General features: G+C 68.3%; 10 protein-coding genes. 5 read left to right on the top strand and 5 right to left on the bottom strand.

Going from position 1 to position 14,066, the window contains the following annotated elements:
* Positions 1-57 precede the first annotated feature (57 nt).
* Positions 58-1,056 (top strand): NAD-dependent epimerase/dehydratase family protein, encoded by a 999-nt coding sequence (locus tag BX604_RS15660; RefSeq protein WP_098551590.1) that lies wholly within the window; start codon positions 58-60, stop codon positions 1,054-1,056.
* A gap of 35 nt (positions 1,057-1,091) precedes the next feature.
* Here BX604_RS15660 and BX604_RS15665 read toward each other — a convergent pair whose 3' ends face one another.
* From BX604_RS15665 to BX604_RS15685, 5 genes are all read right to left on the bottom strand, one after another.
* Complete coding sequence (locus BX604_RS15665; RefSeq protein WP_098551591.1) at positions 1,092-1,793, bottom strand: DUF2848 domain-containing protein; 702 nt, start codon at positions 1,791-1,793, stop codon at positions 1,092-1,094.
* Between the two features lie 50 nt (positions 1,794-1,843).
* Complete coding sequence (locus tag BX604_RS15670) at positions 1,844-3,163, bottom strand: MFS transporter (RefSeq protein ID WP_098551592.1); 1,320 nt, start codon at positions 3,161-3,163, stop codon at positions 1,844-1,846.
* Between the two features lie 87 nt (positions 3,164-3,250).
* Positions 3,251-3,937 (bottom strand): DUF4286 family protein, encoded by a 687-nt coding sequence (locus tag BX604_RS15675; protein WP_098551593.1) that lies wholly within the window; start codon positions 3,935-3,937, stop codon positions 3,251-3,253.
* 100 nt (positions 3,938-4,037) lie between these two features.
* Positions 4,038-5,084, bottom strand: a complete 1,047-nt coding sequence (locus BX604_RS15680) for a LysR family transcriptional regulator (RefSeq protein WP_098551594.1) — start codon at positions 5,082-5,084, stop codon at positions 4,038-4,040.
* A gap of 136 nt (positions 5,085-5,220) precedes the next feature.
* On the bottom strand, positions 5,221-6,012 hold the full coding sequence (locus BX604_RS15685) for an SDR family NAD(P)-dependent oxidoreductase (protein WP_098551595.1): 792 nt from the start codon (positions 6,010-6,012) through the stop codon (positions 5,221-5,223).
* A 353-nt stretch (positions 6,013-6,365) separates the two neighbouring features.
* Here BX604_RS15685 and BX604_RS15690 point away from each other — a divergent pair, with 353 nt between their 5' ends.
* The 4 genes from BX604_RS15690 (at position 6,366) to BX604_RS15705 (ending at position 13,779) form a co-directional block, all read left to right on the top strand.
* Positions 6,366-8,510 carry a hydantoinase/oxoprolinase family protein gene (locus BX604_RS15690; protein ID WP_098551596.1) on the top strand — a complete coding sequence of 715 codons (2,145 nt, stop codon included), beginning with the start codon at positions 6,366-6,368 and terminating at the stop codon, positions 8,508-8,510.
* An 11-nt stretch (positions 8,511-8,521) separates the two neighbouring features.
* Positions 8,522-10,846 (top strand): hydantoinase B/oxoprolinase family protein, encoded by a 2,325-nt coding sequence (locus BX604_RS15695; protein ID WP_098551597.1) that lies wholly within the window; start codon positions 8,522-8,524, stop codon positions 10,844-10,846.
* 43 nt (positions 10,847-10,889) lie between these two features.
* On the top strand, positions 10,890-11,396 hold the full coding sequence (locus BX604_RS15700) for an acetone carboxylase subunit gamma (RefSeq protein WP_098551598.1): 507 nt from the start codon (positions 10,890-10,892) through the stop codon (positions 11,394-11,396).
* 355 nt (positions 11,397-11,751) lie between these two features.
* The gene (locus BX604_RS15705) at positions 11,752-13,779 is read left to right on the top strand and encodes a sigma-54-dependent Fis family transcriptional regulator (protein ID WP_257146330.1); all 2,028 of its coding nucleotides are present in this window, start codon (positions 11,752-11,754) and stop codon (positions 13,777-13,779) included.
* The last annotated feature ends 287 nt before the right edge of the window (positions 13,780-14,066 follow it).

The following is a 14,066-nucleotide window of genomic DNA, read 5'->3' on the forward strand; positions in this document are numbered from 1 at the left end:
GTTAGCCAGCCGCGCGCCAGAATGCGCTCATCGACGGTTCATTCAGGGAGAGCGGCAATGACGACGAACGCAGGCGGGACGCAACGACAGGCACTCGTGCTCGGCGCGAGCGGAGGCATCGGCGGCGAGGTCGCGCGCCAGTTGCGCGACGCAGGCTGGCAGGTGCGGGCACTCAAGCGCGGGCTCGACGCCGAGACGGTGGAGCGCGACGGGATCGCGTGGATGCGCGGCGACGCGCTCGATCGCGAAGCGGTGGTCCGCGCCGCGCGCGGCTGCAGCGTGATCGTGCATGCGGTGAACCCGCCCGGCTACCGGAACTGGAGCGAACAGGTGCTGCCGATGATCGACAACACGATTGCGGCGGCGACGGTGGAGCAGGCGACTGTCGTGCTGCCCGGGACGGTATACAACTACGGCCCCGACGCGTTTCCGGTGTTGCGGGAAGAGGCGCCGCAGCATCCGACGACCCGCAAGGGCGCGATCCGCGTCGAGCTGGAACGGCGGCTGCAGGCGGCGACCGCGCAGGGCGTGAGGACGATCATCGTGCGGGCCGGCGATTTCTTCGGCGCGCACGCGGGCAACAACTGGTTCGGGCAGGGGCTCGTCAAGGCCGGGCGGCCCGTGGCCGCCATCAGCGTGCCGGGCCGGCCGGGCGTCGGCCATCAATGGGCGTACCTGCCGGACGTCGCGCGCACGATGGTCGAACTGATCGAGCGGCGCGACGCGCTGGAGCCGTTCGCGCGCTTTCATCTCGGCGGCCACTGGGACGCGGACGGCACGCAGATGGCGCAGGCCGTGCGCCGCGTCGCGCAACGGCACGGGATGCGGCCGACGGTGCGGCGTTTCCCGTGGTGGCTCGTGTGGGTGGCCGCGCCGTTCGTCACGACGATGCGCGAGATGCTCGAAATGCGCTATCTGTGGCGCGAGCCGCTGCGGATGGACAACGCGCGCGTGACGGCGGCGCTCGGCCGCGAGCCGGTGACGCCGCTCGATACGGCGGTGGAGGAAGCGCTGGCGGGGTTGGGGTGCTTGCGGCGCGCGGGCGCGGCGGGGTAAGCCGGTATCCGGCGGATGTATACCGCCGCCCGCCGTTACGCCACGACCGGCAACACCTCGACCGCATACCGGTGCCGCAGGCTGCGCCCGAGCACCGGATCGTGCAGTTCCATCTCGAACGCATCGCCGTCGCCCATCGCCGCGATGGCCCCATGCACGACGACGGTGCCGCCGAACATCGCGCAGCGCGCGGGCATCGTACGACGGTCGTCGAAGCGCTGCCACAGCGCATCGGGCGCGAGCAGCCCGCTGACCGCGCCATGCTGATACGCGACGCGTTCGCCGTCGCGCTTGAGCCACCACGAACGCATCTCGATCGCATCCCAGTGATCGGCGACGTCCGCGTAACGCCACGCGTCGCGGCCGAGCGGCTTCGCGCATACCTGCTTCGACACCGCGACGCCATACGCCTCGACCTCCCGATCGGTGTGATCCGACCCGAGCGTGACCAGCGTGCCGGCCGGGCTGTCGATCAGCACGCACTCGATCTCGCCGCCCGAGCGCGCGCCGAGCACGCCGATCGACGGCGCCTGCGTGAGCAGCGCGGATGCCACGCGATAAAAGCACGGCGTGGTCGACGGCGGCGCGACGCCGAGTGCCGCGAGTTCGTCGATGTGTGCGCGGATCGCCGCGGGATCGCGTCCGGCCCAGCCGGCGATCACGACGCGCTCGATCTCGACGTCGACGGCGGCCGGCGCGCCTGGCAGGGAAATCACGTTGAACGACAGGGCTTGCATGCGGATATCCGTTTGAAGTGCGAATGAATGAAACGATCGACGGGTGATGCTCAATCGGCGAGCGGCCGATGCGCGGTTTCGCGCGCGGCGAGCAGCGCGACCGACGTGACGACGAGCGCGGCGGCGACGTACAGCGACACGGCCGTCGTCGTGCCCGTCTGGCGGAACAGCGCGGCGATCACGAGCGGCGCGAAGCCGCCGCCGACGATGCCCGCGAGCGTGTACGCCAGCGACGAGCCTGCGTAACGCACGCGGGTCGGAAACTGCTCGGTGACGAATGCGCCTTGCGGGCCGTACATCACCGCATGGATCACGAGGCCGATCGCGACGGCCGCGACGATCGCGGCGGGCCGTGCCGAGTCGAGCATCGTGAAGAACACGAACGCCCACACGATGCCGGCGATCGCGCCGGCGAGATACACCGGACGGCGCCCGAAGCGGTCCGACAGCGCACCGAAGAACGGCACCGCGAGCGCGTTGCAGGCCGTGCCGACCATCACGGCCGTCAGTGCGACGGGGCGCGACAGGTGCAGCACGGTCGTCACGTAGGTCAGCGTGAACACGACGATCAGCGCGTACAGCACGTCCGAGCCGATCCGCGAACCACCGGCGATCAGCAGGCGCCGCCAGTGGCACTTCAGCACTTCGACGACGGGCACTTCCGCGGTCGCGTGCGATTCGGCCAACTGCTCGAACTGCGGCGTTTCGTCGACGCCGCGGCGCAGCCAGAAACCGAACACGACGAGCAGCGCACTGGCCGCGAACGGCACGCGCCAGCCCCACGACAGGAAGTCGCCGGACGTGGTCGACAGCGTGACGAGCGCGATGCAGCCGGTGCCGAGCAGCGTGCCGAACGACGGGCCGATCTGCGTCCACGACGCGGACAGCCCGCGGCGTTTCTGGTCGCCGTGCTCGACCGACAGCAGCACCGCGCCGGCCCATTCGCCGCCGAGCGCGACGCCCTGCACGAAGCGCAGCGCGACGAGCAGGATCGGGCTCAGGATGCCCGCCTGCGCATAGGTCGGCAGGGCGCCCATCAGCGCGGTCGTCAGCCCCATCAGCACGAGCGTGAGCATCAGCACCGCGCGGCGGCCGATCCGGTCGCCGAGGTTGCCGAACACGAAGCCGCCGAGCGGACGCGACACGTAGCCGACCGCATAGGTCGAGAACGCGAGGATCGTGCCGGCCAGCGGATCGACCGACGGAAAAAACAGGTGATTGAAGACGAGCGCGGCGAGCGTGTTGTAGATCGTGAAGTCGTACCACTCGAGCGACGTGCCGATCATGCTCGCGGTCGCGAGTCGGCTGTTGCGGACGCGGCGGGGCGCGTGGGCGGCGGGCTGGGCGAGAGTGCTCATGGTGTCGGGCATGTCGTGACGGATGACGGGATGGCGCGCGTGGCCGACGGGCCGGCCGCGTGCTGCGAGCGCGCGGCGCGGCCGTGGCGGCGTCGGGGTTCAGGCGGACAATGCGGCGGCTACAGGCTTCGTTTCGGCATCGTGGCGGGCGACCGCGAGCGGCGCGGCCGCGCGCCACAGCAGGTCGAACGTGCGCACGTCGTCGTGCCCGGCGAGCGCGGCGGCGACACGGCGCGTGGCGGCTGCGTCGCTGCCCTCGATCAGCACGAGCGCGTCGGCGGCCGGACGCGCGGCCGCATCGGCGCCGATCGGCGCGGAAAGATCGGGTGCGGTGCGGAACAGCCGTGCCGCATGGATGCCGGGTTCGCGCAGCGCGTCGTCGAAGCGTTCGCGCAGGCCCGGCACGTCGATGCGTTCCGGCGGCAGCACGAACAGCGCGAGATGCACGCCTTCGCCGTCGCCGGCTTCGATCGTCAGGTCGCCGACCCGTCGCTGCGTGCCGGTCATGCGCTCGAAGTTCGCGAGCGACCAGGGCGTCTGATGCGTGAACGCGCGCCGGTATGCGTCGCTGCGGAACGCGTCGAGCGTATCGGTCACGTACAGCGCGAGGTATTTGCGCGGGCCGTTATCGGTCGCGCGAAAACGCCGCGCATGCGTGAAGCCGGGAATCGCGACGCGTTCCTGCATGTGCTCGCGGTCGTACCACGCGTTGAAATCGGCTTCGTACGTCGGGTCGATATCCGTCCAGACGCAGAGCTGGCCGTGAGGAAGGGAAAGGCGGGTCATCGCGAAGTTCCTTGAGACGGGGTGTGTCAGGAACTGCAGTGTCCCGAAGACGGGCCGCGCCCGTCCAACAAGAAAACAAATTCGCGGTGAACAGGTTTTCTTATGAGCGGCGCGGACGGCGTTTCGCAGGCGGGGCGGGCGGGGCGGATTTCGGCGTGCGTTTTGCCGCCGCGGTTTTGGTTCTGGTTGCCGGCCGGACCGGCGCGTTGTCGATGGTATCGGTATCCGCATCAGCCTTCGCCGACGCGCCCGGCTTCGCATGACTCGCGGCCGCCGACATGGCACGCGCGACTTCGCTCGCCAGTTCGGCGATGCGCGCGGCGACCGGCAGGCCCTGCGTGCGATACGACGCGACCAGCGGCAGCGCGGGGAATTCGGGTTCGACATCGAGCAGTTCGAGCGCGCCTTCCTGCAGTTCGCGGCCGATGATCGCGGGCGGCAGCGCGGCGACGCCGAAGCCGTCCGCGACGAGCCGGATCATCGCGGCGACCGACGTGATGCAGTTGATGCTGGCCGGCCGCTCGACGGCCGCGAACAGCCGCTCGATCGTCGCGTGCGGGCCCGAGTGGCGCGAGAAGCTGATGATCGGATACGCGGCGAGCCGCGCGACGTCGAGCCGTTCGCCGCCGAGCCCGAGGCGCGGGCTCGCCGCCCAGTGCACCGGGAATTCGCACAGCGGCAGGTTCGTGAAGTCGGGGCCGGGCACCGGGTCGGTCTGCAGGATCAGGTCGACGCCGTCGGTGCTCAGCAGCCGGATCAGGTGCAGCGTCGTGTCGCTCGTGATCTCGACGTCGAGGCGCGGATAGCGCTCGCGCAGTTGCGCCATCAGCGCCGGAAACCAGCTGTGCACGATCGACTCGATCACGCCGATCCGGATCAGGCCGGCGTCGCTCGCCGCATCGATGTCGCGCCGCATCTCGCTGTCGAGCCGCACGATCCGCTCGGCATACGCGAGCATGCGCCGGCCCGCGGGCGTGAGCGTGGCCGAACGCGTGTTGCGGTCGAACAGCCGCACGTCGAACGCCTCTTCCAGCGACGCGATGCGGCTCGATACGGCGGCCTGCGTCGTATGCAGCTTCTCGGCCGTGAGCCGGAAGTTTTCCAGCTTCGCGAGCCAGACGAAGGTTTCAAGAAACCGGATGTTCATCGAATCCCGAACGGTGAGGCGGTGCCGCGCGCGGCGGCGGATCGGTCGATGTTAGCGGATTTTCGGGGCGGCAAACGATTCGGGCGAGCAGGGCGCCGGAAGACGAGCGAGGCGCGCAGCGGCGCAGCGCCTTTCGTCACAGCGTGTCGAACGCGAGCGTCGGTACGTCGACGACCATCGCGCCGCCGTCCGCGACGAGCGTCGCGCCGGTCACGAACGACGCGTCCGGCGACGCGAGAAACGCGCACACGGCCGCGATCTCGTCCGGATCGGCCGCCCGCCGCAGCGGCACGTCGGCGCTCACGCGCCCATACGCGCCGTCGAGCGTGTCGCCGTATGCGGACATCAGCGGTTCCATTTCCGCATCGGCCATCGGCGTGCGGACCCAGCCCGGGCAGACCGCATTCGCGCGCACGCCGTGCGGCCCGTAATCGCGGGCGAGCGAGCGCGCGAGCCCGAGCAGCGCATGCTTGCCGACCGTGTAGCCGCACACGCCGGGGCCGGCCGCGAGTGCGGCGATCGACGCGACCAGCACGATGCTGCCGCGCTGCGCGATCAGGTCGGGCAGGCACGCGCGGGCGCTGACGAACGCGGTGTCGAGGTTCGCGTGCATCGCGTCGCGCCACCCGGCGTCGTCGGTTTCGTCCGCGCGGCCGAGGCCGTGGCCGCCCGCGCAGGCGACGAGCGCGTCGACGCGGCCGAACCGTTCGGCGATCTCCGGCAGGAAGCCGGCCCAGTCGGCCGTGCTCGCCGCGTCGCCCGCGAGCGCGAGGCCGCCCGTTTCGGCGGCCAGCGCGTCGAGCGGCGCGCGCCGCCGTCCGATCAGCACGACGCGGTCGCCGCGGGCCGCGAAGCGGCGCGCGCATGCAGCGCCGATGCCGGTGCCTGCGCCGGTGATCGCGATCGTACGGGGGGGCGGGTGCGTCATGTCGTTCTCCGGAAAGGTGTCGTGTCGGGTCACTTTAGCGGGCGGCCCGCCGCGCGCCTATCAGCCGAATGGCTGAACGCGAACGCGGGAGCGCAGCCGGCGGCGCCGACTGATATCCGGACGCCGGAGCAGTCCGGAATCCGGACGTCCGTCGCGACGTCGCGCGCCCGCGCGAATGCGCCCGATTCGACGACCCCGCGCCAGGCATGGCCTGGCGCGCTTCGAGCGGCCCGATCCGCCGAATGGCACGGTTGTTGCCTCTTTGCAGACGAGCCGGCGCCCGGGATCGCACGATGGCCTCGCTCGAACCGGAACACGGCTCATCACGACTTCAATCATTGGAGACATCAACCATGGAAGGACTTTCGCAAGTCCAGGTCTTGGGCATCGACGCGGGCGGCACGATGACCGACACCTTCTTCGTGCGCGAGGACGGACGGTTCGTCGTCGGCAAGGCGCAAAGCAATCCGGAGGACGAATCGCTGGCGATCTTCAACTCGTCGCAGGATGCGCTCGCACACTGGCAACGCGACGTCGACGACGTCTATCCCGAACTCGTCACCTGCGTGTATTCGGGCACGGCGATGCTCAACCGCGTCGTGCAACGCAAGGGGCTCGAAGTCGGGCTGCTCGTCAACAAGGGCTTCGAACACGTGCACCTGATGGGGCGCGCGATCCAGAGCTACCTCGGGTACGCGCTCGAAGAGCGCATCCATCTGAATACGCACCGCTACGACGAGCCGCTCGTGCCGTTGTCGCGCACGCGCGGCGTCACCGAGCGTACGGACGTCCAGGGCGAAATCGTCATTCCGCTGCGGGAAGACGAAGTGCGGCAGGCTACGCGGGAGCTGGTCGCCGCCGGTGCCAAGGCGATCGTCATCTGCTTTCTCCAGTCGCACAAGAACGCGACGAGCGAGCGTCAGGCACGCGACATCGTGCGCGACGAGCTGGCCGGGCGCGGCGTCGATCTCCCGGTTTTCGCGTCGGTGGACTACTACCCGCAGCGCAAGGAAAGCCACCGGATGAACACGACGGTGCTCGAGGCGTATGCGGCCGAACCGTCGCGGCAGACGCTCAAGAAGGTGAGCGACCGCTTCCGCAAGCACGGCGCGAAATTCGACCTGCGCGTGATGGCGACGCACGGCGGCACGATCAGCTGGAAAGCGAAGGAACTGGCGCGCACCATCGTGTCGGGGCCGATCGGCGGCGTGATCGGCTCGAAGCTGCTCGGCGAGGCGCTCGGCTACGACAACATCGCGTGCTCGGACATCGGCGGCACGTCGTTCGACATGGCGCTCATCACCAAGGGCAAATTCGCGATCGCGTCCGACCCGGACATGGCGCGCCTCGTGCTGTCGCTGCCGCTTGTCACGATGGACTCGGTCGGCGCGGGCGCCGGCAGCTTCGTGCGGCTCGACCCGTACAGCGGCGCCATCAAGCTCGGGCCGGATAGCGCCGGCTATCGCGTCGGCACGTGCTGGCCGGACAGCGGCCTGACGACGGTGTCCGTGTCCGATTGCCACGTCGTGCTCGGCTACCTGAATCCCGACAACTTTCTCGGCGGCCAGATCAAGCTCGACGTGGAGCGCGCCCGCGCGCACATCCGCGAGCAGATCGCCGAGCCGCTCGGACTCTCGGTGGAAGATGCGGCGGCCGGCGTGATCGAGCTGCTCGACCTGCAGTTGCGCGAATACCTGCGCTCGAACGTCAGCGCGAAAGGCTACAGCCCGACCGAATTCGTGTGCTTCTCGTACGGCGGCGCCGGGCCGGTTCATACCTATGGCTACACCGAAGGGCTCGGTTTCAAGGACGTCGTCGTGCCGGCGTGGGCGGCAGGCTTCTCGGCATTCGGCTGCGCGTGCGCGGATTTCGAGTATCGCTACGACAAGAGCGTCGATCTCGCGTTGCCGCAACTCGCATCCGACGACGACAAGGCGGGGGCCGCGCAGACGATCCAGAAGGCCTGGGCCGAACTGACGGCCAAGGTGATCGACGAGTTTCGCATCAACGGCTTCAGCGAGCGGGACGTGATCCTGCGGCCGGGCTTCCGGATGCAGTACATGGGTCAGCTCAACGACCTCGAAATCGAATCGCCGATCGCGAGCGCGTCCGGTGCGCACGACTGGGACAAGATCGTGACCGCCTTCGAAGACACCTACGGCCGCGTGTACGCGAGTTCCGCGCGTTCGCCGGAACTGGGCTTCTCGGTCACGGGCGCGATCATGCGCGGCATGGTCATCACGCAGAAGCCGGTATTGCCGGAAGACCCGGTCGCCGATCCGGCGCCGCCGGCCGACGCGCACGTCGGCACGCGGCGCCTGTACCGGAACAGGCAGTGGCACGACGCGGTGATCTGGCGCATGGAGTCGCTCAAGCCGGGCAACGAGATCGCGGGCCCCGCGATCATCGAATCCGACGCGACGACCTTCGTCGTCCCCAAGGGCTTCGCCACCACGCTCGACAAGCACCGCCTCTTCCACCTCAGGGAAGTCAAGTAAGGAGACATGCGATGAACATGATGTCCAGCCAGGAAGTCGGTTTCGCCGATCTGCTGAAGAACGGCCAGACGCTCAAGCAGTTTCGCGACGGCATTCTCGAGCGCACGGCGCAAACCGGCCATTACAACGGGCTCGAGCGGCTCGCGCTGCGCGAGCGCGATCCGATCCGCTACGAGAAGATGTTTTCGAAGCTGCGCGGCGGCCTCGTGCATGCGCGCGAAACGGCCAAGAAGATCGCCGCGAGCCCGATCGTCGAACAGGAAGGGGAGCTGTGCTTCACGCTCTACAACGCGGCGGGCGACTGCGTGCTCACGTCGACCGGGATCATCATCCACGTCGGCACGATGGGCGCGGCGATCAAGTACATGATCGAGAACAACTGGGAAGCCAACCCGGGCATTCAGCCCGGCGACATGTTCACCAACAACGACTGCTCGATCGGCAACGTCCACCCGTGCGACATCGCGACGATCGTGCCGATTTTCGCGCACGGCAAGCTGGTCGGCTGGGTCGGCGGCGTCACGCACGTGATCGATACCGGCGCGGTGACGCCGGGCTCGATGTCGACGGGCCAGGTGCAGCGCTTCGGCGACGGCTACATGATCACGTGCCGCAAGACCGGGGTGAACGATACGCCGCTGCGCGACTGGCTGCACGAGAGCCAGCGCTCGGTTCGCACGCCGAAGTACTGGATTCTCGACGAGCGCACGCGCATCGCCGGCTGCCACATGATCCGCGACCTGATCGAGGAAGTGATCGCCGACGAAGGCCTCGACGCATACGAGGCCTTCAGCTACGAGGTGATCGAGGAAGGGCGCCGCGGCCTGCAGACGCGCATCAAGGCGATGACGCTGCCCGGCAAGTATCGCAAGGTCGCGTTCGTGGACGTGCCGTACAACCATCCGGACGTGCAGACGTCGTCGGCGTTCGCGAAGCTCGACTCGATCATGCATTCGCCGGTCGAGATGGAGATCCGCAAGGACGGCTCGTGGCGGCTCGATTTCGAGGGCGCGAGCCGCTGGGGCTGGCACTCGTACAACGCGCACCAGGTCGCGTTCACGAGCGGCATCTGGGTGATGATGACGCAGACGCTGGTGCCGACGCAGCGCATCAACGACGGCGCGTATTTCGGCACCGAATTCCATCTGCCCAAGGGCGCATGGATGAACCCGGACGACCGCCGCACCGGACACGCCTATGCGTGGCACTTCCTGGTGTCGGGCTGGAGCGCGATGTGGCGCGGCCTGTCGCAGGCGTATTTCAGCCGCGGCTATCTGGAGGAAGTCAACGCCGGGAACGCCAACACGTCGAACTGGCTGCAGGGCGGCGGGATCAACCAGGACGGCGACATCCATGCGGTGAACAGCTTCGAGGCGTCGTCGTGTGGCACCGGCGCGTGCGCGATCAAGGACGGCCTGAATCACGCGGCCGCGATCTGGAACCCCGAAGGCGACATGGGCGACATCGAGATCTGGGAGATGGCCGAGCCGCTGCTGTACCTCGGCCGCAACGTGAAGTCGAATTCCGGCGGCTACGGCAAGTATCGCGGCGGCTGCGGATTCGAGACGCTGCGGATGGTCTGGAAGGCGCAGGACTGGACGATGTTCTTCATGGGCAACGGCTACATGAACAGCGACTGGGGGCTGATGGGCGGCTACCCGCCTGCGACCGGCTATCGCTTCGAAGCGCATCGCACGGGCCTCGAGGAGCGCATCGCGCGGGGCGAGAGCCTGCCGCTCGGCGGCGATACGAATCCGGACCTGCCGGACTACGAAAGCCACCTGAACGCCGGCGCGCTCGTCAAGCGCGACCAGCAGTGCATGACCACCGAGGACTGCTACAGCAACTACGATCTCTACCTGAACTACCTGCGCGGCGGCCCCGGCTTCGGCGATCCGCTCGACCGGGAAATCGACGCGATCGAACGCGATCTCAACAACGCGGTGCTGCTGCCCGAATACGCGCAGAAGGTCTACGGGGCGGTCGCGACACGGGATGCCAACGGCATCTGGACGGTCGATCCGCAGGCGAGCGCACTGCAGCGCATCGAGATCCGCAACGCGCGCCTCGCGCGTTCGCAACCGACCCGCGAATGGATGAAGGGCGAGCGCGAACGGATCCTGCTCAAGCACGCGTCGACGCAGGTGCAGCACATGTTCGCGACGAGCTTCGGCCTGTCGACGAAATTCGAGCAGCAGTTCCGCGCGTTCTGGGAACTGCCGGACACGTGGACGCTCACCGAGGACGAGCTCGACGTGCCGACCTACGGCTCGAAATTCCGCATGGACCTGTCGAAGATGCCCGACGTCAATACGGTGGTGCTGGTCGAGGAGTGAACCGGACGCCCCTACCCACCATCACCCGCATGGAGAACTGAAGATGTCTACCTACACCAAGGAACAGATCAGGAACATGGTCGACGGCAAGCTCGACTGGGACACGACGTTGCGCATGCTGTCGATGCCGAAGGACGGCGAGCGCTTCCGGATGTATGTCGACGCGCTGCAGCAGAAGCTCGGCTGGAAGGACCGTATCGTGCTGCCGCTCGGCCCGCACCTGTACATCGTGCAGCAATGGGCGACCAAGCACTGGGTCACGCAGTGCGACTGCGGCCACGTGTTCTGCGATTACCGCGAAAACTGGAAGCTGCACGCGAACGTCTTCGTGCGCGAATCCGACGAGGCGATGGACGAGGTCTATCCCCGCCTGATGGCGCCCGACACGCAATGGCAGGTCTATCGCGAATACTACTGTCCGACCTGCGCAGCGATGCACGACGTCGAGGCGCCTACGCCGTGGTATCCGGTCATTCACGACTTCGAACCCGACATCGATGCGTTCTATTCGGAATGGGTGAATCTGCCGGTTCCGGAGCGCGCGCAATGATCTGACCGGCGAGGCTGTTCCCGGGGCTCGGCATGCGCCGGCCCCGCTCCGCTTCGGCCTGGTTCGCGCCAGGCGTTCGATTTCCGGCCGTTCGATTTTCGAACGGCCGGTTTCTTTTCGGTCGCCGGCATGCGGCGGCGCATCGCGCCGCACGACGGCTCGCGGGCCACCGCCGGCTGGCGCGCGCATTGCTTGCAGTGGTGCATCTCCGGACGGTCGTCACGGCGCCGTAACGGAGTACGATAGTCGCCACGCTCGCCGCCAGGTTGCGGTCGGGCACCCCGCAAAGTCGACAAAAAAGGCCGCTGCGACGGCCTTGCGGTTCGTGTCGTCACGAAACCGCCAGGAGACAGACATGCAACAGAGAGGCACGCCGATGGACTGGTTTCCCAGTCCACACCACGACGCGAGCATCATGGCCGCATGGGAGCATCTGGTGACGGGCAGCGACTGGCGTTCGCCCGACGTACGCGGCGTGGTCGACGATTCGTGGCAGCGCTGTCTCGTCAGCCACGTCGATCCCGGCGTCGATCGCGCGCCGCCGCCGCTCGATGAAGACGGGCTCGTGCAGCGGCGCAGGTCGAACGGCCGCCTCGTCGACGCCAGCCTGCCGCTGATGCAGCAGACCCGGGATTTCCTTGCACAGACGGGCACGGTGATGCTGCTGGCCGATCCGAGCGGCATGATTCTCCAGCACGAGGGCGACATGCGGATCGTCGAGCCGGCGCGCGAGGTCGGCCTCATTCCAGGCTGCGAGTGGACCGAGCTGAATTGCGGCACCAATGCGATCGGCACCGCGCTCGCGCTCAGGGAGCCGGTCCAGATCCACGGCGCGGAGCACTTCTGCGCGGGCATCAAACGCTGGACCTGTTCGGCGACCGTCATCCAGGATCCCCGCGACGGGCACGTCCTGGGCGTGATCGACATTTCGGGGCTCGCGCAGACCTACAACCCGTACAGCCTTGCGCTCGCGGTATCGCTCGCGGGCCGTATCGAAAGCCGGCTCGCGAAGGAGGGCATGGCGCGCCGCCTGAGCCTGCTGGACCGCTGCGCGTCGCGCTTCGGCGCGTCGTCCGCCGATGCGGTGATCGTCGTCGACGAACGCGGCCGGCTCGTCAAGGCCAATGCCCAGGTCGTGGCGGTGCTGCGCCGGCTCGGATTCGACATCCGGTGCGACGCGGCATTCGCGTTGCCCGAACTCGAGCGCTACGCGGACGACGGCCGCCTGCCGGCGAGTGCGCCGGCATGGCTGTCGAGCAGCCACGTCGAAACCGTGCGCGACGGCGCGGACGTGCTGGGCTACATGATCGTGACGCCGGGCATCGCGAATCCCCGCGGCGCCGTGCCGATCGCGCGCGGACGGGAACGGCGCGGCGGCGAGCCGCGCGGCTTCGAGCGCATCGTCGGCGACAGCGCCGCGCTGCGGGAGGCCGTGAATCGCGCGCGCCAGCTCGCGCCGTCCCGGGTGCCGGTGCTGCTGCTCGGCGACACCGGCGTCGGCAAGGAACTGTTCGCGCAGGGTATCCACCGGGCGAGCGATCGTGCCGACGCGCCGTTCGTCGCGCTCAACTGCGGCGGGTTGTCGAGAGACCTCCTCGCCAGCGAGTTGTTCGGCTATGCGGAAGGGGCCTTTACCGGCGCCCGCAAATCCGGCGCCGCGGGCAAGATCGAAGCGGCCGACGGCGGCACGCTATTTCTCGACGAAATCGGGGAAATGCCGCTCGACATCCAGCCGCATCTGCTGCGGGTGCTGGAGGAGAGCGAGATCTACCGCCTCGGCGAGAACACGCCGCGCAGGGTGAATTTCCGGCTGGTCGCGGCGACGCACCGCGATCTGAAGGATGCCGTTGCGACAGGCCGGTTCCGGATGGATCTGTACTACCGGATCGCGGTCACGACCGTGTCGATTCCGAGCTTGCGCGAGCGCGGCGAGGATCTGCCGGCGCTGATCGCGCATTGGCTCGGACACCTGTGCGAGTCCTATGGCCTTGCCCCGCGCTCGTTCGACGATGACGCGTACGAGCGGCTGTTGCGCTATGCGTGGCCCGGCAACGTGCGTGAGCTGCGGAACGCGATCGAAGGGGCGTTGCTGCTGTCGGATCGCCCGGTGATCACCGCCGACAAGCTGCCCGCCGAGATCGGCCTGGCGGCCTCGCGCGATGCGCACGCCACGCAGCCCGTCGATGCGCTCGCGCCGGATGCCGGCGAGTCGTTGAGGAAGGCAGAGGCGGAATCCATCCGGCGCGCGCTTGCGCGTCATGCCGGCAATCTGACGAAGGCGGCGAGTCAGCTCGGCATCGCGAAGAGCACGCTCTACGAAAAGATCCGCAAGTATCGCTTGCTCGACGCGGTGAGCGACGTCCGCCGGAGTCGCGCGAAGTAAGTCGCGGCAGGTCCCTGGCGGCGCGGACAAACCGGGTTCTTCCCCCCGGCGTCCCGTCCTGCCGGGCCGCACGAACCGTCATTTTGCAAAGAATGACGATGTCGCCGGCCTGATTGCCCGCTCCATGCTTCATAATTTTTAAGATAAGACGTCGGAGTTGGCAAAACGGTGTGTGCGCCGCGCTTGTCACCCGGGATCCGGGTGGCGCGTCCGTCATGTGTCGACAGGTCCGCGCGGGAACGACCGGACGGCGCCGTGCGATAGCGAGCCGGCCGACCGGAATCAAT

This window comes from Burkholderia sp. JKS000303 (assembly GCF_002563755.1).
Taxonomy (GTDB): domain Bacteria; phylum Pseudomonadota; class Gammaproteobacteria; order Burkholderiales; family Burkholderiaceae; genus Burkholderia; species Burkholderia anthina_B.